This is a genomic window from Plantibacter sp. T3, assembly GCF_902506515.1.
Classification (GTDB): Bacteria; Actinomycetota; Actinomycetes; order Actinomycetales; family Microbacteriaceae; genus Plantibacter; species Plantibacter auratus.
The window spans coordinates 1,163,503-1,181,576 of the sequence record NZ_LR733286.1; the positions used below are offsets into that span (position 1 = coordinate 1,163,503).

18 protein-coding genes are annotated in these 18,074 nt (G+C 67.8%); 14 read left to right on the forward strand and 4 right to left on the reverse strand.

Features of this window, described 5'->3' with window-relative positions; translation table 11 throughout:
• Window positions 1-149: 149 nt before the first annotated feature.
• From GV015_RS05680 to GV015_RS05695, 4 genes are all read left to right on the forward strand, one after another.
• Window positions 150-845 (forward strand): hypothetical protein, encoded by a 696-nt coding sequence (locus tag GV015_RS05680; RefSeq protein WP_159877217.1) that lies wholly within the window; start codon window positions 150-152, stop codon window positions 843-845.
• Window positions 846-935: 90 nt separating this feature from the next.
• Window positions 936-1,802 carry a zinc-ribbon domain-containing protein gene (locus tag GV015_RS05685; RefSeq protein ID WP_159877219.1) on the forward strand — a complete coding sequence of 289 codons (867 nt, stop codon included), beginning with the start codon at window positions 936-938 and terminating at the stop codon, window positions 1,800-1,802.
• Window positions 1,803-1,993: 191 nt separating this feature from the next.
• Complete coding sequence (locus tag GV015_RS05690) at window positions 1,994-3,463, forward strand: MFS transporter (protein ID WP_159877221.1); 1,470 nt, start codon at window positions 1,994-1,996, stop codon at window positions 3,461-3,463.
• Complete coding sequence (locus tag GV015_RS05695) at window positions 3,456-4,460, forward strand: alpha/beta hydrolase fold domain-containing protein (protein WP_159877223.1); 1,005 nt, start codon at window positions 3,456-3,458, stop codon at window positions 4,458-4,460. Before GV015_RS05690 ends, GV015_RS05695 begins: the two co-directional genes overlap by 8 nt.
• On the opposite strand, the gene GV015_RS05700 is transcribed toward GV015_RS05695, so the two are convergent.
• Window positions 4,455-5,276 carry a TSUP family transporter gene (locus GV015_RS05700; RefSeq protein WP_124768410.1) on the reverse strand — a complete coding sequence of 274 codons (822 nt, stop codon included), beginning with the start codon at window positions 5,274-5,276 and terminating at the stop codon, window positions 4,455-4,457. The two genes, GV015_RS05695 and GV015_RS05700, sit on opposite strands and share 6 nt — an antisense overlap.
• A 107-nt stretch (window positions 5,277-5,383) precedes the next feature.
• Between GV015_RS05700 and GV015_RS05705 the strand changes: the two genes are divergently transcribed.
• The 3 genes from GV015_RS05705 to GV015_RS05715 all read left to right on the forward strand — a co-directional run bounded on the left by GV015_RS05705 (window position 5,384) and on the right by GV015_RS05715 (window position 6,554).
• Complete coding sequence (locus GV015_RS05705; protein ID WP_079704757.1) at window positions 5,384-5,665, forward strand: helix-turn-helix transcriptional regulator; 282 nt, start codon at window positions 5,384-5,386, stop codon at window positions 5,663-5,665.
• A gap of 112 nt (window positions 5,666-5,777) precedes the next feature.
• Window positions 5,778-6,074 carry a hypothetical protein gene (locus GV015_RS19160; protein WP_079704758.1) on the forward strand — a complete coding sequence of 99 codons (297 nt, stop codon included), beginning with the start codon at window positions 5,778-5,780 and terminating at the stop codon, window positions 6,072-6,074.
• 126 nt (window positions 6,075-6,200) lie between these two features.
• Entirely contained in the window at window positions 6,201-6,554 is a 354-nt protein-coding gene (locus tag GV015_RS05715; protein WP_159877225.1) for a hypothetical protein, read from the forward strand.
• 79 nt (window positions 6,555-6,633) lie between these two features.
• Here the strand turns inward: GV015_RS05715 and GV015_RS05720 are convergent, their stop codons facing one another.
• Together GV015_RS05720 and GV015_RS05725 are read right to left on the reverse strand one after the other, a co-directional pair.
• Window positions 6,634-7,266, reverse strand: coding sequence for an NAD(P)-dependent oxidoreductase (locus GV015_RS05720; protein ID WP_159877227.1), 633 nt, complete (start codon window positions 7,264-7,266; stop codon window positions 6,634-6,636).
• Window positions 7,267-7,292: 26 nt separating this feature from the next.
• Window positions 7,293-7,958 (reverse strand): SDR family oxidoreductase, encoded by a 666-nt coding sequence (locus GV015_RS05725; protein ID WP_159877229.1) that lies wholly within the window; start codon window positions 7,956-7,958, stop codon window positions 7,293-7,295.
• 120 nt (window positions 7,959-8,078) lie between these two features.
• On the opposite strand from GV015_RS05725, the gene GV015_RS05730 reads away from it, so the two are divergent.
• Together GV015_RS05730 and GV015_RS05735 are read left to right on the forward strand one after the other, a co-directional pair.
• Window positions 8,079-8,642 (forward strand): TetR/AcrR family transcriptional regulator, encoded by a 564-nt coding sequence (locus tag GV015_RS05730; RefSeq protein WP_159877231.1) that lies wholly within the window; start codon window positions 8,079-8,081, stop codon window positions 8,640-8,642.
• Window positions 8,643-8,888: 246 nt separating this feature from the next.
• Window positions 8,889-9,896 (forward strand): glycosyl hydrolase, encoded by a 1,008-nt coding sequence (locus tag GV015_RS05735; protein WP_201299362.1) that lies wholly within the window; start codon window positions 8,889-8,891, stop codon window positions 9,894-9,896.
• A gap of 104 nt (window positions 9,897-10,000) precedes the next feature.
• Here the strand turns inward: GV015_RS05735 and GV015_RS05740 are convergent, their stop codons facing one another.
• The gene (locus GV015_RS05740; RefSeq protein WP_236555341.1) at window positions 10,001-11,269 is read right to left on the reverse strand and encodes an ROK family transcriptional regulator; all 1,269 of its coding nucleotides are present in this window, start codon (window positions 11,267-11,269) and stop codon (window positions 10,001-10,003) included.
• 29 nt (window positions 11,270-11,298) lie between these two features.
• Here GV015_RS05740 and GV015_RS05745 point away from each other — a divergent pair, with 29 nt between their 5' ends.
• The 5 genes from GV015_RS05745 to GV015_RS05765 all read left to right on the forward strand — a co-directional run bounded on the left by GV015_RS05745 (window position 11,299) and on the right by GV015_RS05765 (window position 18,063).
• Window positions 11,299-12,168, forward strand: a complete 870-nt coding sequence (locus GV015_RS05745) for a LacI family DNA-binding transcriptional regulator (protein WP_138946119.1) — start codon at window positions 11,299-11,301, stop codon at window positions 12,166-12,168.
• A 154-nt stretch (window positions 12,169-12,322) separates the two neighbouring features.
• Window positions 12,323-13,621: an ABC transporter substrate-binding protein gene (locus GV015_RS05750; protein WP_159877235.1), complete on the forward strand. Its 1,299-nt coding sequence runs from the start codon at window positions 12,323-12,325 to the stop codon at window positions 13,619-13,621.
• 82 nt (window positions 13,622-13,703) lie between these two features.
• Window positions 13,704-14,663 carry a carbohydrate ABC transporter permease gene (locus GV015_RS05755; protein WP_159877237.1) on the forward strand — a complete coding sequence of 320 codons (960 nt, stop codon included), beginning with the start codon at window positions 13,704-13,706 and terminating at the stop codon, window positions 14,661-14,663.
• Window positions 14,660-15,580: a carbohydrate ABC transporter permease gene (locus GV015_RS05760; RefSeq protein ID WP_236555343.1), complete on the forward strand. Its 921-nt coding sequence runs from the start codon at window positions 14,660-14,662 to the stop codon at window positions 15,578-15,580. Before GV015_RS05755 ends, GV015_RS05760 begins: the two co-directional genes overlap by 4 nt.
• Window positions 15,577-18,063: a glycosyl hydrolase 2 galactose-binding domain-containing protein gene (locus GV015_RS05765; protein ID WP_236555345.1), complete on the forward strand. Its 2,487-nt coding sequence runs from the start codon at window positions 15,577-15,579 to the stop codon at window positions 18,061-18,063. The genes GV015_RS05760 and GV015_RS05765 overlap by 4 nt, the downstream gene beginning before the upstream one ends.
• The last annotated feature ends 11 nt before the right edge of the window (window positions 18,064-18,074 follow it).

The following is an 18,074-nucleotide window of genomic DNA, read 5'->3' on the forward strand; positions in this document are numbered from 1 at the left end:
GCATTCGTCGACCCCTGCGGCTCTTTAGGCGATCGCCTCAGCATCCGCCGCTTCCGTTGTCGAGCCCGAGTCGGTCGCGTCATGCTGACGACACGTCGGAACGACCGGCGGGGAACAGCGACAGGAACGTACGGCGAAAGGACGGAACCATGAACACCGAGACCACGACCACACACGTGAACGCCACTCGATTCAGCGGAGGTCGGAAGCGGAACCTCCTGGCCGCCGGGTCACTGCTCGCGCTCACCGGGGCGCTGATCGCCGGAGGTCCCGCATCCGCCGACGAGGACCCCTACAACGACGACATGCTGATGAAGACCTGCAACGGGGAGCCGGCGTCGACGGGTGCCATGGAGGGGTCGTGCACCTTCGAGGTGCAGGGCGAGACCCCGCTCCCGCTCGAATGGGTGCGCTACGGCGAGCCGCTGTCCAACTGCAACGACGGCGCGGTCAGCGACCTCAAGCTCACGCTGGGTGACGTGAAGTCCTTCGCCCAGTCGTGGACCACCGGCGGGGGCGTCTCCCTCAACATCAAGGACGTCGTGAGCATCGAGGCCAGCGGTGGTTACACGGAGACCAAGACCACGACCAACGAACGCCGGGCCGAGGTGACGGCGGTTCCGGGCTACAAGAACGCGGTGACGGCGGGAACCCAGTACGTCGAGCAGACCGGCCGGATCCGCGTCGACATCACCGTGTACGAATTCCAGGGTGGAGACGGCTACTCGCAGAGCACCGAGACCCACTACATCGACGACGTCAAGCGCAAGGCGCCGACGGGGCACTTCGAGACCGGGCAGGACAACGTCCCCTGCAGCGAGGACTTCCAGGTCCCGGTGGGGTGACACCGTGCACGCGACGCGCTGACGACGGGGTCGCCGAGGTGGTCGCCCTTCGCGGCCCCCGATGTCGGGGGCCCGTCGTAGGTTCGGCTCGTGCCGGAACGTGTGGAAGCGTGGTGGGCCCGCCGTCAGTGGTCGAAGGGTCTCGAGACGCCGTACCCGGTGGGCGCCTACCGGCAGGCCTGGGCGTCGTTCCCAGCGCTCTGGCGTCAGTACCACGCCGATCTCAACGCCGGCATCGTCCTCAGTCAGGTGCCGCCGGCCGCCGACGTCCTGCTGCAGTGGCAGTGCGACCGGGGACACCGCTTCGTCGCGACGCCGGCCGAACAGCGCTCGCGGCCCGGACGCGAGCGTCGCCGCAGCGCCTGGTGTCCCGAATGTTCCGATGCGGCCGATCCGTCGAGGGTCGTCGCGTTGCCGATGCGGGAGTCGGTGACCGATCCGGTGCCCGCGATGGCCGGGATCATCCGGGAGCGTCGTGCGCGCCCGAAGCCGTCGCTGTGTGAGAAGACCCCTGACCTGCCGGTGGGGGAGGCGTTCACGTCCGTGTGCGCGCCGAAACCGGCGTCCGCTGTCGAGGCTCAGCTGCGCGCAGACGTCCACGAGCGACTCGCGCTGACCGAAGGACTGAACGCGGTGCGGGTGCAGCGTCCGTTCTTCCAACACCTGGAGGTGTGGCCCGACCTGGTCTACCCGGAACTGCGCATCGCCGTCGAGTACGACAGCATCGGCCGGCACGGTCTCGAGCACGTCGGACGACGCGAGGAAGTGGACCGACGGAAGGACCGCGCGCTGCGGTCCGCCGGCTGGGAGGTCGTCCGCCTCCGCACCGGCAAGCTCGAGCCGCTCGGCCCCTTCGATCTCCAGCTCTCCTCGTGGAACCGACGCGCACTCGACCGGTTGATCGACACGCTCAGGGCCATCCGGGGCCCGTTCCTGGTCGACGCGTACCTGCGCTGAGTCCATCGGCAGGACGAGAGTGCGCGAAACGCTCCCATGAGCACCGTTTGGGAGCGTTTTGTGCACTCTCGCGGGAGCGGCGATGATGCGCTACCCTCGTCGCAGAGGGAAAAATCCCGTCGTGCTTCGGCCGGCGGAAACGCACAAGCGTCTCGTGGGAGTCGCCACTTCTTCATCGAAGGAGTGCGCCCATGCTCGGACCCTCAACCTCCGCGGCTGTCGAAGACTCGCCGCCGCGCCTCCGCGACGCGTGGGTCGCGCTTGCCGGCCTCTCGGCCGTGTTCCTGTTCGAGATGCTCGACAACTCCGTCCTGAACGTCGCACTCCCGACCATCGGCCGTGACCTCACTGCGTCCACCGCATCACTGCAGTGGGTGTCGAGCGCGTACTCGGTCGCGTTCGGTGGACTGATGCTGCTCTTCGGTGCGGTCGCGGACCGGTTCGGCCGGCGTCGGGTCATGCTGATCGGCTTGACGCTGCTCGCCGTCGTCAGCGTGCTCACCGTGTTCGTCGTCTCGGTGGAGCAGTTGATCGCCGTGCGCGCCCTGATGGGTGTCGCCGCGGCGATGACGACTCCGGGATCGATGGCTCTGGCGTTCCGCCTGTTCGACCGGGACGACCTGCGTGTCCGCGCGCTGACGGTCATCTCGACCGCCGGGCTGGTCGGCCTCGCCGCTGGGCCGACGATCGGCGGCTTCGTGCTCGCCGTGGCGCCGTGGCAGGTGCTCCTCGTCGCCAACGCCCCGATCGCGGTGATCGCCTGGATCGGGATCCGCGCCGGAATCGGAGCCGACGAGCGGTCGCATCTGCACCGGGACCGGATCGACGTGCTCGGCGCTGTGCTCGGGACCGCGACCGTCGTCGGCGTCCTCCTCACCCCGACCCTGTTCGTCGCCGGCACCGACGTCGATGCGGCCTGGGGTGCGGCGGCGGCAACGGTGACCGCCGCGATCGGCTTCGTGGTCAGGGAGCGCACCGCTCGCCACCCGTTGCTGGATCTCCGTCTCGTGGCTCAGCCGCTCGTGGCCTCAGGACTGGCGTACAAGGCCGCCGCCGGGCTGGCGATGGCCGGGCTGTCGTACCTGGCGACCCTGCAGCTGCAGTTCGCCTGGGGGTGGCCGCCCGCCCTGGCCGCTGTCGCGATGCTCCCGCAGGTCGTGGTGTTGTTGGCGAGCGGTCGCTTCGTCGGTCCGTTCGTGCACCGCGTGGGACTCGATCGTGCGGCATGGATGAGCGCCGCCGCGGTCGTCTCGGGGCTCGCCGTGTTCGCGCTCCTGAGCCGGTTCGGCTACCCCTGGGTCCTCGTCGCACTCGTCCTCGTCGCCGCCGGGATGCGGGTGGTCGGAGTCGTCGCCGGCAACAACGTCCTCCGCGGGCTCCCGGCGGACCGCACGTCCATCGGTGCGGCCCTGGTCGACACCGCGAGCGAGATCGCCACCGCTGTCGGGATCGCCGCGACCGGGACGATCCTCGCTGCGGTCGTCGGCGGCGGCATCACGACCGAGTACTTCACCCCGGCCCTCGTCGCGTCGTTCCAGCAAGCGATCCTCATTGCGGGATCGACCATCTCCGTCCTCGCTGCAGCCCTGGTGGCTGTCGGTGTCCTCCGTTCACATCACCTCCCATCTCAGCCCGCAACCCAGGAGCCTTCCCATGTCTGACCTCATGCCTCGTCCCCCGTTCGACGCCGAATTCACCCCGTTCCTCGATGCCATGGCCGCGCGCGGGCCGTTCATGTTGACCACCGAGATGCTGCCGCTAATGCGTGGCCTCGACGTCACCGAGGAGGTGCTCGACGAGCGACTGCGGTCCCGCGGCTACGAGCGGCGCTCCCTCACGGTGCCCGGCCATCTCGGGGATTTGATCACGCTCGCCGTCATCCAGCGGATCGGGCGCTCGGGCGCGACGACGGCGGTCTACACGATCCACGGTGGCGGGATGATGTTCGGCCATCACCTCGGCAACCTCGAGTCCTACGACGACTGGCTCCTGAACGACCACGACGTGGTGCTCATCAGCGTCGACTACCGCCTCGCCCCCGAGTACCCTGACCCGTACCCGGTCGAGGACTGCTACGCCGGACTCGTCTGGGTCGCGGAGCACGCGGACGAACTCGGTGTCGACCCGGAGCGCATCGTGATCGCCGGGCAGAGCGCGGGCGGCGGGCTCGCGGCGGGGACCGCCCTGCTCGCTCGAGACCGGCGTGGGCCGGCCCTCTTCGGGCAGATCCTCGTCTCGCCCATGCTCGACGACCGCGATGCCACCGTGTCGACGAAGCAGATCGACGGGGTCGGGGTCGCGGACCGGCAGCTGACCAGGTTCGGCTGGGACGCCTACCTCGGACCCCGACGTGCCGGTGAAGACGTGTCGATCTCCGCCGCACCGGCGCGGGCGACCGACCTCACCGGCCTTCCGCGCACCTACCTCGACTGTGGCAGCGCCGAGGTGTTCCGCGACGAGACGGTCGCCTATGCCAGTGCGATGTGGGCTGCGGGTGGCGACGCGGAACTGCACGTCTGGCCGGGGGCGTTCCACGGCTTCACGATCATGGTTCCGAGTGCCGCCATCTCGCGGGCCGCCATCGCGGCCCTGGCCGACTGGACGAGGCGACTGCTCGGAACACCCGCCGGCGAGGTCGCTCTGCCGGGTGCATCATGAACCGGTGAACTGCACCACGGTGTCCCAGGCGAGCTTCACGATGAGGATGGACAGGGTCACCAGGAACACGATCCGCACGAAGCCGCTTCCGCGTTTCGTCGCCATACGGGCGCCGATGAACCCGCCGGTGATGTTCATCACGGCCATGGCGAGACCGAGCGCGAGCAGGACCTCGCCATGCACCCCGTACACGACGAGAGCGGCGAGGTTCGTGGTGAGGTTGGCGATCTTCGCGTTCACGCTGGCCTGCAGGAAGCCGTACCCGAGCACACCGACGATGAGGATGACGAAGAACGAACCCGTTCCCGGTCCGAGGATGCCGTCGTAGAAGCCCACCAGCAGCCCGATCAACGCCGCCCGCCAGGCGACGGCGGTGGCGCGGTCATGGCGGGGTTCGTGGTGCAGGCCCATGGTCGGCTTGAAGAGGGTGTACAGCGCCACAGCGATCACGGCCACGAGCACGATGGGCGTCAACACGTCGCGAGGGACGTACCGCGACAAGGCTGCACCGACGGTCGACCCGGCGTATGCACCGGCGACGAGGGGCACCAGGAGCACGAACTGCACCCTGATCTTGCGCAGGTACACCCAGCTCGCCGACAGGGTGCCGAAGAACGACGACAGCTTGTTCGTACCCAGGATGAAGGGGGTCGCGACATCGCTCGGTACGGCGATGACGAGCGCGGGCAGTTGGATCAGTCCGCCGCCACCGACGACCGCGTCGACCCAGCCGGCGACTCCCGCCGCGACGAGGAGGAGGACGAGCGCGGCCACCGAGACGGGGAGCCATTCGGCGATCAGCGGTCCATCGAGCACAGTCGCCCAGCCTAATCGTCAGAGTGATGATCCATCGGGTGGACGTCGAACGGGGTCTTCGAGGATTCAGGCGATCCTGATGCATTCACATCTGCTTATATATACAGATGAACGAGGATCTCGAACCCGCTGCCGAGTTGTTCAAGGCCCTGTCCTCCTCCTCGCGGTTGCGGTTGCTGCGCATCCTGGCCGCCGGCACGTCCACGGTCGGTCAGCTCGCGGAACAGAGTCAGTTGTCGCAGCCGTTGGTCTCGCAGCACCTGCGGACGCTGCGATCAGCCGGCCTGGTCTCGGTGCAGCGGATCGGCCGAGAGGCGCACTACGACGTCGCTGACGTGCACGTCTCGCACATCGTCGACGATGCCGTGCAGCACGCCCTCGAGGGATAGCGAGAACCACTATCGATTAGCTGCATGTATTGCAATTCGCTTATGAATGAGATGTACTGATGACGCGTCGCCGCCCGTCGCGACACCCGATCTCTTCCTTCGAAAGGCAATCATGAGCACGACTGACATCCACGCCGAGCACTCCGTCACCGAGCACGAGCACGGAACGGACTGCGGCCACGAAGCCGTCCAGCACGACGACCACACCGACTACGTGCACGGCACGCACCACCACGCTCTGCACGACGGTCACTACGACGAGCACGAGAGCGTCGCCGAGCACACCGTCGCCGACCACGAGCACGGTGCGGCGTGCGGTCACGACGCCGTCGACCACGACGGTCACGTCGACTACGTTCACGACGGCCACCAGCACGCGGCGCACGGCGAGCACTACGACGAGCACTGATCGCTCGTCGTCGTACGACGCACGAGGGGGTCGGCTTTCGAGTCGGCCCCCTCGTGCTGTTGGTGGGCTGGCGTTCGGTCAGTCATCCGTCAGGCGTTGTTCCTGGATGGCCGTTACGCTCGCTGCATGGAACCGGACTGGATCGAACATCGGCGCTCGGAGGACCGAGAGCGGCTGGGGTGGATGAAGCCTGTCGGTGAGGGGTTCGTCGTCATCGATCTCCTGGGCCGTCAGCGAACCGATGCGCTGGACTGGTTCCATGCCGAGGAGGTGCTCGACGAGATCGGCATGGGCTATCTCGCCGACCCGCACGAGCTTCGTCTGGAGGACGGCTCCTGGTTGCGGGTTCGTATCGCCGAGGTCTCGACCGCCGGGATTCGGGTGAAGAAGGATGACTGGGGCGACATGACCGCCACGCAGCTCTACTACGAGGTGTCCTTCCCCGTGACCGAGGACCAGCTGCGACCACTGCCTCGCTGAGCGGCGTGGTGGCCCGCACGCTCCGGGCCACCACGGCCCGATGTCGGGATCGCCGACGGCGGGGCATGGAGCAGCGTTGTCAGTTGCTGATCCGGAGCTCCTGCTGGGCGTATCGCAGGTCATCGGCCTGGGCGAGCATGAACCGGGCGAGGTCGGTGCGAGCGATGCGCAAACGGACCCGGTCGCCGGATCCGCTCGCGGTGCGCACCCTGACCGTTCCCGTTCCGGGCTTGTCGTGAGGCATCGTGACGACCACGGTCGTCCAGTCGCGATCAGAGCCGCGAATGGCCTCGCCCACCTCGGTGGACTCGGGCCCCAACCTGAGCAGGCTGTAGCTCGCTCTGCTCAATGCCCGCATCAGCGGGCTGCGGGGGATCAGAATGCTCGGCCCCCAACTGAAGACGAGTCGGCGGACCCCGTGCGTGCGCATCGCGGCCACGATGTTGCGCGTTCCGGCTGCGACGGGCATGTCCTTGGACCCGCCGACGATCTGTGGAGTCAGGGTGGCCAGGACGGCTTCGGCACCGCGGACGACGTCCTCAACGGCGACCGCGTCGGTCAGCTCGCCCTGCACGACCCGTAGTCGGTCGTGGCGCAGGTCGAGCTTCGCCGGATTGCGGATGAACGCCACCACGTCATGCCCGGCGGCGAGTGCCTGTTCGACCAGGTGGATACCGGTGCGCCCGGTGGCACCGAAGATGATCAGCTTCATGACGTCTCCCTTGCGAAGCCTGCGGGTCAGCCGTTGTAGGCGACGTAGTGCAGCTCGGCCTGCTGACGCTCGTCGTGCAACTGCGCCAGGGCCTCCGCGATGACCTCGGGCTCGGCGTCGGGGTGGCCGCCTCCGATGAGTGCGGTGATGCCCAGGTGTGCGACGTAGACGCCCTTCGGTTGCAGTGCGTTGTGCAGGTTGAGGGCCCAGTTGCGAAGTCCCGCTGCGGCGATGTTCACGTTGCCGAGGAAGGGCATGGGGCTGATGGATCCGCCGCCGGTCGTGATGAGGACGGTCCCCTTGCCTGCTGCGATCATGTCCGGCAGCACTGCCCCGACGGCGGCGAGCGCGCCCCCGAGATAGAAGTCGATCTGTGGTTGCAGGTTCTCCGTCGTCACCTCGAGGACGTCGACGGGCGTGTGGGACGGGTCTGCGGGCGAGAACTCGAGCACGTCGATCGGGCCGAGCGTGTCCGTGATCGAACGCAGGGCGGCGGTGACGGTGTCCGGTCGGCTCACATCGGCAGCGAACCCGTGAGCGGTGATGCCTTCGCCCGCGAGGGTCTGGGCGAGCGAGTCGAGCTTGGACTGCGTACGTGCGACCAGCGCGACGTCGAAGCCCCTGCGTCCGAAGGCGCGGGCGATCTCGAGGCCGAGGCCTGGGCCGGCTCCGATGATGGTGATGAGCGGCATGATGTGTCCTTTCGAATCCCACGGGTTCGTGGGGCGTTGCGTCGTTGAGCTAAGTTGAGGGTGTCCTCAAACAAGCTCGAGCATAACTTGAGACCACCCTCAATATCCATAGGAGCCGGCATGACCGCGGAACGGAGTCTGCGTCGCGATGCTCAGTCGAACGTCGAGAAACTGCACGCTGCGGCGCTGGCGGTGTTCTCGGATCGAGGTCTGTCCGCTCCGTTGGAGGACATCGCGAAAGCAGCCGGGGTGAGCATCGGCACGCTCTACAACCGAGTGGGGTCGCGCGATCAGTTGATCGATGCCGTCATCCCCGCGGTCGTGGGGGAGAAGCTCCTTGCGGTCAAAGAATGGACCATGGCGGAGCCGACTCCGCGAGCGCGGCTGGAGAGGTTCGTCACCTGCATGATCGACCTGCAGCTCAGCGATCCGGCCCTCAACGACGCGATGCTCCGGCGGTTCCCCGACGCAACGGCGCTCATCAACGCCTGCGATCGGTCAACGGCCTTGGGGGCGGAACTCATCGAGGATGCGCACGCCGCCGGTGTCCTCTCCCAGGACTTCACGACCGAAGACCTCATGGCGGTGTTGTGGATGGCGGGCACGGCGAGTCACGACCCGAGAGCGCCTTCCGGATGGCGACGACTCGTCGAGCGTGGTGTCGCTGCCGCCTGGATCGAGTAGATCCGGCGGCTGACGGTCGCCGTCACCAGCGCGACGTTCACGGGTCCGTGCGGCTGCAGCTGGGCGCCGGGGTGGCGGCCTCAGCTCTCGACCTCCGCCTGCGGGCGCTCGTGGACCTCGTCATCGTTGTGCTGACCTGATGACGACTTTGATTAATTAGTCATGAAAGTTCTTGACCTCTGAAGGAAGACAGGGGAGCCTGTTGGGACCGCCGCTTCAACGAGGAAGCGCGGGGAGGAGACGATGATGAAATCACATGTTCGTGCCGGACGACTGGCGCTCGCCACCGCGCTCGTGCTCGGCTTGGCAGGAGCGGCGGTCGGGCAACCGGCACCCGCTGAGGCGTTCCCGGCCAAGACGAAAGCGTCGGTGATCCAGTACCTCCGTTCGATCACCGGCTCGAACGTCGTGTCGGGCCAGCACAACAAGGAGCCCGCGAGTGCGCCGGGCCAGTACACCCAGCAAATGAAGGACATCACCGGTCAGTATCCCGGTCTCTGGGGCGGTGACCTGATGTTCCGAGCGCAGGACGCGGCCAACCGTCAGCGAGTGATCGATCAGGCGAAGACCGAGTGGGCGAACGGTTCGCTCGTCGCGTTGACGTGGCATGCATGCTCACCGACCGGCCCCTCGACCTGTGAGTTCGACGGCGGTGTCAAGACGCAGATCACCAACGCGCAGTTCACGCAGATCGTCACGGGCGGCACCGCTCTCAACACCACCTGGCGGCAGCGGATGGCCGAGGTCGTCCCATATCTGCGGCAGCTCAAGGACGCCGGAGTCCCGGTCCTCTTCCGGCCCTTCCATGAGATGAACGAGACCTGGAACTGGTGGGGCGGCCGATCGGGAGCGAACGGCGGGGCGAAGATCTTCCAGCAGATGCGTGACTACTTCGACTCACAGGGGCTCGACAACCTCATCTGGGTGTGGAACGTGCAGGACAACCCGGCGGGAGGGTGGGCGAACTACTACCCGGGGAACTCCTACGTCGACGTGGTCTCACTCGACGTCTGGTACAAGAACTATCCGAGCGCGGCCGACTACCAGCAGATGCAGACGATCGCCGGTACGAAGCCGATCGCGATCGCGGAGTTGGGGAAGGCGCCGGATGCGAACCTCCTGCAGTCGCAGACGCGTTGGTCGTACTTCATGATCTGGTCGGAGCAACTGCGTGGCAACAACTCCAACGCCGAGATCCAGAACGCGTACTTCCATCCGCGGGTGTTCAATCAGGGCGAAGTGGTCCTGCCGTAGGCGGGATGCCGTGACCTCGTCGGTCCGCGCCCGCTACGATGGCGCGGCCGTCGGGGCGACCTCCTGAACGAGCTGGGAGGCCGGGCCGTCGTCGAACCGGCGACTCAGCGTGTGAGCGCCGGCCCGTGTCCCGGGGCGATCGTGCCTTGTAGGACCAGCGACGCGGCGCCGATCGCTGCCGCGTCGCGCGGGTTGGCGGAGAGCTCGACCACGATCGGGTGGGCCCGCCGGGCGAAGAACCGCTGCTCGAGACGTTCGCGGATCGCGCGGGCGTAGAGCGAACCGGCCACCGCCATGCCAGGGCCGGCGAGGACGAGCCGATCGAGGTCGAGCAGGTTCGCGAGTGTCACCGTGGCCGCGGCGACCCGGTCGGCCGAGTTCTGGATCAGGTCGAGCGCCACGTCATGGCCGCTGACGGCGGCTCGGGCGAGCTGGTCGAAGTCGCGGCTGAGCGTCTCCGGTGCGAAGCCGAGCCCGAGTCCGTCGAGGCGATCCCGCGAGGCCTCAGCCGCCGCCATCACGGCTGCCGGTGCCGCGTAGCGCTCCAGGCATCCGCGGTTCCCGCAGTGGCAGGGGACGCCGTCGACCTCGATGCTGATGTGACCCAGCTCACCGGCGTTGGAGCTCGAACCACGATAGAGCGCACCGCCCAGCACCATTCCTGCGCCGATCCCGGTGCCCATGTAGACGCACGCGAAGGACTCCGTGCGCGACACCTGGCGACTCCAGAACTCGCCGACCGCCGCTGCGGCAGCGTCGTTGTCGACGACCACCGGAACGTCGAGGCTCTCCTGCAACGCCTGCTGCAGGGGGAAGTCGTCCCAGCGTACGAGCGTGGGCGGACCGAGGAGGACACCGCCGAGTTGGGCGATCGGACCGGGAGCGACGACGGCGACGCCCGCGATCGACGGGGCCGCGAGCCCGACGCCGGCGACGAAGTCGCGGTAGAGCGTGACGAGTCGGTCGGTCACCTGCTCCGGCGTGGCCGAGCCTGCGCCGTCGACGAGCTGTCGGCCGACGACGCCGCCGCGGACGTCGGTGGCGACGAGCGTGATCGACTCGAATCCGAGCTGGACCCCGACGGCGTACTTGGCGCTCGCGTTGATCTCGAGGAGGGTCCGCGGCTTGCCTCCGCGGGGCGCGGCCCGACCGGTCTCGCGGACGAGTCCGTCCTCGATGAGGCGGCGGACGATGTTGGAGATCGACGGCTGGGTCAGACCCGTCGCCTCGGTGAGCTCGGTGCGGCTGATGGTGCCGGCCGAGCGGATGAGGTCGACGATGAGCGCCTGGCTGCCGGGACCCGACTGCACGGACTCACGTCTGGCCAACTGTCCCTCCCGGCGATCTTCGAGCGCGTAGTGTGAGGGCCACACGACCACTCCTCACGAAAGGCCGCGTCCCGATGGGTCTCGATGCCGAACAGACTATCGCGCAGCCCCGGCCGATCGGCCTCACGCTGTTCCGGGCCTCGGAGATCTACGGCGCGGAGCCGTTCTACCACGAGCTCATCGCCGGCATCGATCGCGTCGTCCGCCCGCACGGCCTGTCCGTGTTGCTCCGCGTGCTGCCGACGCGGGAGGAGGAGCTGCTGCAGCTCGGGCGCTGGCAGCAGGACGGAACGGTGAGCGCCGTCATCCTCGTGGACCTCATCGACGACGACGAGCGGGTGGCCTTCGTCGAGCGGTCCGCGATCCCGGCGATCGTGATCGGCGCTCCGACGACGGCTCAGGGGCTCCCGGCGGTCTGGACCAACGACGCGGTCACGATGCACGAGGCCGTCGACCACCTCGTCTCGCTCGGGCACCGGCGTCTCGCGCACGTCACGGGTCCGCGCGAGCTCACCCACACGCTGTCCCGGATGGAGGCGTTCACCCTCGCCTCCGACCTGCCCGACGTGGACACGGTCTCGATCGGCGGCGATTACTCGCGGACGTCCGGCTACCAGGCCATGCAGACGCTGCTCGCCCGAGAGCCCAGACCGACGGCGGTCGTCTTCGACAGCGACGTGATGGCGCTCGGCGGGCTGCAGGCGGTGCAGGAGGCCGGGTTGCGGGTGCCCGACGACCTGTCGATCGTGGCGTGGGACGATTCGGCGCAATGCCAGCTGTCGGACCCGCCGATGTCGGCGCTCAGCCACGACGTGCAACGCATCGGCGAGATGGCGGGCGAGGAGCTGCTCGAGCTGTTGGCGGGTCGCCCAGGTACCACACGGGAAGCGCCGCACGCCGTGGTCATCGAGCGCTCCACCTCGGGTCCCGTCCCCGTCGCTTGAAGTTTCGAGGGCGCGAGTGAGGTGGATTCCCTGTGATCGATTTGTTATATAAATTAATAATGTTTAGTCTTGACGGGCGTGAGACGGCAGACGATGCTGGACAGCGAGCGACGAGGCGACCCGGCCCTTCGCCCCCATGAACGAAGGAGTTCCCATGTCCCGGAGACCGATCATCGGCCTCGCCGCAACGGCTGCGGCCGCGGCACTCGTCCTCAGCGGCTGCTCCGGTGGCGCCGCCAACGACGACGGCGACCCGAGCGGCGAGATCACCGTCCTCACGAACCGCACCGACCTCGTCGACACCACCTTCAAGGACTACGCGACCGAGTTCGAGAAGCAGTACCCCGGCACCACCGTCAAGTTCGAGGCTCTGACCGACTACGAGGGCGATGCCAAGATCCGGCTCAACTCGAAGGACTACGGCGACGTGCTCCTCATCCCCTCGTCGAACGTCACCAAGGACCAGTACGCGAACTTCTTCGAGCCGCTCGGCAGCACCGACGAGCAGTCCAAGACCTACCGCTTCGCGAACGAGGCCTCCTTCGACGGCACGGCCTACGGCGTCTCGACCTTCGGTTCCGCCATGGGCTACGTCTTCAACCGCGACGTGTGGACCAAGGCCGGGATCACCGAGCCTCCGGCCACTGAGGAGGAGTACCTCGCCGCACTCGAGAAGATCAAGGCGACCGGCTCGATCCCGTACTACACGAACTACAAGGACGGCTGGCCGCTCGCGACGCTCGAGGGCAACCTCGGAGCCGTGCAGGGCCCGAAGGTCCGCACCGAGATGATCGCGACCGACAGCCCCTGGACCGAGGGCAACGACCAGTACAACATCGACGGTCTCCTCTTCGACACCGTCGCCGCCGGCCTGAGCGAGCCGGACCCCACCACCACCAACTGGGAGGAGTCGAAGAACCTCCTCGCCTCCGGTGAGATCAGCTCGATGGTGCTCGGCTCCTGGGCCGTCTCGCAGATGCAGGACGCGGCCGAGAAGGCCGGCGAGCCCCGCGACGTGATCGGCTTCTGGCCGATGCCGTGGAAGACCGACGACGGCTTCACCTCCGTCACCGCCTCCGACAAGTTCCTGGCGGTCAGCAAGTACTCGAAGAACAAGGCGACCGCGAAGGCCTGGATCGACTGGTTCACGAACGAGTCCGGATTCGCCGCGAGCCAGGGTGCCATCAGCCCCGTCATCAGCGACCCGGCACCCGACACGCTGGCCGACTTCTCCGATCTCGGCGTCACCTACCTGGAGCTCGCTCCGGACCCGGTGGGCAAGGAGGCCGTGATCAACGACATCGCCAACGCCGCCGAGATCGACCTCTTCGGCAACACCTACCGCCAGAAGCTCATCGACATCGCCCGCGGCGCAGCCGACGGCGACAAGGAGAGCGCCTTCGCCGACCTCAACGATCGCTGGGCGGCCGCCCGCGCGGACGTCGCCGAGTAGCACCCATCCGATCGACACCCGGGCCCGTCCCCACGGCGGGCCCGGGTGTCCTCCACCCCGCGCAGCGAAGAAGGCAACCAGCATGGTCACAGTCCAGGGAGCGTCACCCGCCACCCGAGCGGTGGTGACGAACCATCCACGCCCGCCGCGCACCCTGCGCCCGGGCAGACCCCCGAAGGCCACCGGGTCGCGTGTCACCCCCTGGCTCTTCCTCGTGGTGCCGCTCGCCTTCCTGATCGTGCTCACCTACGTGCCGGTCGCGAACATGTTCTGGTACAGCCTCACCTCGTGGGACGGACTCGAACCCGAGCAGGAGTTCGTCGGCATCGACAACTTCGTGCAGATCTTCACGAAGCCGGAGATCTTCCAGGTCTTCTTCGTGAGCCTGTACTACCTCGTCGGGGCCGTCGCCCAGCTCGTCCTGGCGCTGTACCTCGCCACGCTGTTGAGCTTCCGCACCCGCTTCAAGAACCTCTTCAAGGGCGTCATCTTCTTCCCCTACCTCATCAACGGGGTCGCGATCGGGCTGGTCTTCCTCTACTTCCTCCGCCCAGGCGGCACCCTCGACGCCCTCCTCGCGGCGGTCGGCATGCAGGACACCCCGCAGTGGCTCGGCGACCCCTCGTTCGTGAACGCCTCCCTCGCCGCCACGTCCGTCTGGCGGTACATGGGCCTCAACTTCGTCCTGTTCCTCGGTGCGATCCAGTCGGTCCCGTCCGAGCAGTACGAGGCCGCGGACCTCGACGGCGCCAACTCGTGGCACAAGTTCCGCTTCATCATCCTGCCGAGCATCCGGCGCATCCTCGGCCTCTCGTTCATCCTGGCCATCGCCGGAGCACTGTCCGCCTTCGAGATGCCGTACGTCATGACCGGCGGTGCCAACGGCTCCGAGACCTTCGTGATCCAGACGGTGAACACGGCCTTCAAGTTCTCGAAGGTGGGTTTGGCGTCCGCGATGGCCGTCGTCCTGCTGCTGATCGTCCTGATCATCACCTTCGTCCAACGCCGGGTCTTCCCCGACGAGAAGGGAGGCGAATCGTGACCGCCACCGCCGACCGACCGGTCTCCGCTGCCACACCCGAGCCCCGACGCGCACTGCGACGGACGCGGCGCGGGCCGAAGCGCCCACAGGGTGCCGCCGCCCTCACCGCGACGACGATCAAGTACGCCTCGCTCATCATCGCGAGCCTCTTCGCGGTGGTCCCCCTGGCCACGATCTTCATGCTCGCGTTCAAGACCGACCGCGAACAGCGGACGACCGGTCCCCTCACCCCGCCGTCGAACTGGTTCAACTTCGACAACTTCGTCGTCGCCTTCGACCAGGGCGGCATGGTCACCGGCTTCCTCAACACCGCGATCATCCTGCTCGTGTCCGTCGCCGGGACCATCCTGATCGGCACCATGTCGGCCTACGCACTCGACCGGTTCCGCTTCCGCGGACGGAAGCTCGTCATGGGCCTGTTCCTCCTGGCGACGCTCGTGCCGTCGGTCACGACCCAGGTGGCCACGTTCCAGGTGGTGTCCGCACTCGAGCTGTTCAACACCCGTGGCGCCGCGATCCTGCTCTTCATGGGGACCGACATCGTCGCGATCTACATCTTCCTGCAGTTCATGCAGTCGATTCCCGTCTCCCTCGACGAGGCCGCGATGCTCGACGGCGCGAACCGCTTCACGATCTACTGGCGCATCATCCTCCCGCTGCTGAAGCCCGCTGTCGCGACGGTGGTCATCATCAAGGGCATCGCCATCTACAACGAGTTCTACATCCCCTTCCTGTACATGCCGTCGCAGGACCTGGGGGTGATCTCCACCTCGCTGTTCCGGTTCATGGGACCGTTCGGCGCCCAGTGGCAGATCATCGCGGCCGGGACGATCCTCGTGATCATCCCGACGCTCGTCGCCTTCCTCTTCCTGCAGCGATACATCTACAACGGCCTGACCTCTGGAGCAACCAAGTGAGCATCATCGACACCGCCACCGTCCGTCCCCTGACCACCCGCCTCCTGCACGAGGGGTGGAGTCTGCGTGCGGTCGGTGGCGCGATCCCCGAGGCATTCGTCGGGACGAGCGTGCCCGCGACGGTGCCCGGCCTCGTGCACACGGACCTCCTCGACGCCGGGCTCATCCCCGACCCCTTCCTCGACCGCAACGAGCACCTCGTGACGTGGATCGGATCGACGGACTGGGAGTACCGCACCACCTTCACGTGGGAGCCGGACGGCCACGAGCGGCACGACCTCGTGTTCGAGGGACTCGACACCGTGGCGACGGTGACCGTGAACGGCTCGGTCGTCGCGACCACGCGGAACCAGCACCGCACCTACCGCATCGACGTCGGTGCCGTCCTGCGCGAGGGTGAGAACGAGCTGGTCGTGCACTTCGCCTCGCCCGTCGCGGCTGCCGACCTGGCCAGCCTCGAGATCGGCTACCGCCCCCACACCTACTCCCACCCGTTCAACGCCATCCGCAAGGCCGCGTGCAACTTCGGCTGGGACTGGGGACTGGACGCCGCTTCGTCAGGGCTCTGGAAGCCCGTGAGCCTGCAGTCGTGGTCGACGGCCCGGCTCGCCTCGGTGCGTCCGGTCGTGACCGTCGACGGCGGCGAGGGCCGGGTCGCCATGCACGTCGACGTGGAACGCGCCGGCGACGGTGACGCGCCCCTCGCGCTCACAGCGACGGTCGCCGATGCGAGCACTGATGTCGTCCTCGCGGCCGGTGCCGACACCGCCGTGGTCGAGCTCACCGTCGCGGATGCCGAACTGTGGTGGCCGCGCGGGTACGGCGAGCAGCCACTGTACGACCTCGACGTCGTGCTCAGGCAGGACGAGGCACGCCTCGGCGAGTGGTCGAAGCGGATCGGGTTCCGGACCGTCGCCGTCGAACTCGAACCCGACGCGGAGGGCACCTCGTTCCGCTTCGTCGTGAACGGCGAGGCCGTCTGGGTGCGAGGCGCCAACTGGATCCCCGATGACGCCTTCGTGACCCGCGTGGATCGCGCACGGCTCGCGCGCCGGATGGACCAGGCCGAGTTTGCGAACCTCAACCTGCTCCGTATCTGGGGCGGCGGCTACTACGAGTCCGACGACTTCTACGAGCTCTGCGACGAGCGCGGGATCATGGTCTGGCAGGACTTCCTCTTCGCCTGCGCGGCCTATGCCGAGGAGGAGCCGCTGTGGAGCGAGGTCGAGGCGGAGGCGCGCGACAACATCACGCGCATCATGCCGCACGCGAGCCTCGTGCTGTGGAACGGCAACAACGAGAACATCTGGGGCTTCGAGGAGTGGGGCTGGGAGAAGCGTGTCCAGGGCCGCACGTGGGGCATGGGCTACTACCTCGATCTGCTGCCACGGCTCGTCGCCGAGCTCGACCCGGCCGGCAACTACACCGCGGGCAGCCCATGGTCGGGAACGCCGGACATCCCGGCCAACGATCCGGACCACGGATCAGTGCACCTCTGGGAGCTGTGGAACCGCGTCGACTACCCCGCCTACCGCGACGTCTCGCCGCGCTTCGTGGCCGAGTTCGGTTGGCAGGGGCCGGCGACGTGGTCGACGATCGATCGAGCCATCTCGGACTCCCCGCTCACGCCGGAGTCGCCCGGCATGATCCACCACCAGAAGGCGACGGACGGGAACGACAAACTGACCGACGGACTCGTCGCGCACCTGCCGCTGCCGGACGACACCGAGGACTGGCACTGGGCGATGTCGCTCAACCAGGCCAACGCCGTGACCGTCGCGATCGAGCACTTCCGGTCGTGGAGCCCACGCTGCATGGGGTCGATCGTCTGGCAGCTGAACGACTGCTGGCCCGTCACGTCCTGGGCGGCCGTCGACGGCGACGAGCGCGCGAAGCCGCTGCTCTACGCCTTGCGACACGTCTACGCCGACCGGCTCGTGACCGTGCAGCCGCGAGGGGAGTCCCTCGTGGTCGCCGTGCTCAACGACGGCCCGGACGCCTGGGCGGACGACCTCGTCATCCGGCGCCTCCGGTTCGACGGGACCGAACTCGCCTCGGTGCGCGTCCCGGTCGACCTGGACCGACGCTCCTCGACGCTCGTCGAGATCCCCGAAGCGGTCGCGGTCGCGGGCTCGGCACCCGATGAAGTGCTCGTCGCCACAGTCGGGGCGGAACGCGGCTTCTGGTCCTTCGCCGAGGCACGTGATTCAACGATCCCCGCCCCTCGGTTCAGCGCCGAGGTCGCCCGCCAGGAGGACGGTTACGCCGTGACCATCACGGCCGAGTCGTTCCTTCGCGACCTCACGCTGCTCGTCGACAAGCTGGACCCGGCCGCCGTCGTCGACGACCAGCTCGTGACCCTCCTGCCGGGAGAGCGCGTGACGTTCCACGTGCGGACCGAGGTGGAACTCGGCGAGGACGAGCTCCTGTCGACCCGGGTCGTGCGCACCGCGAACCAGCTGGTCGAGGACTGGGCACGGTGACCCTGGCGGAC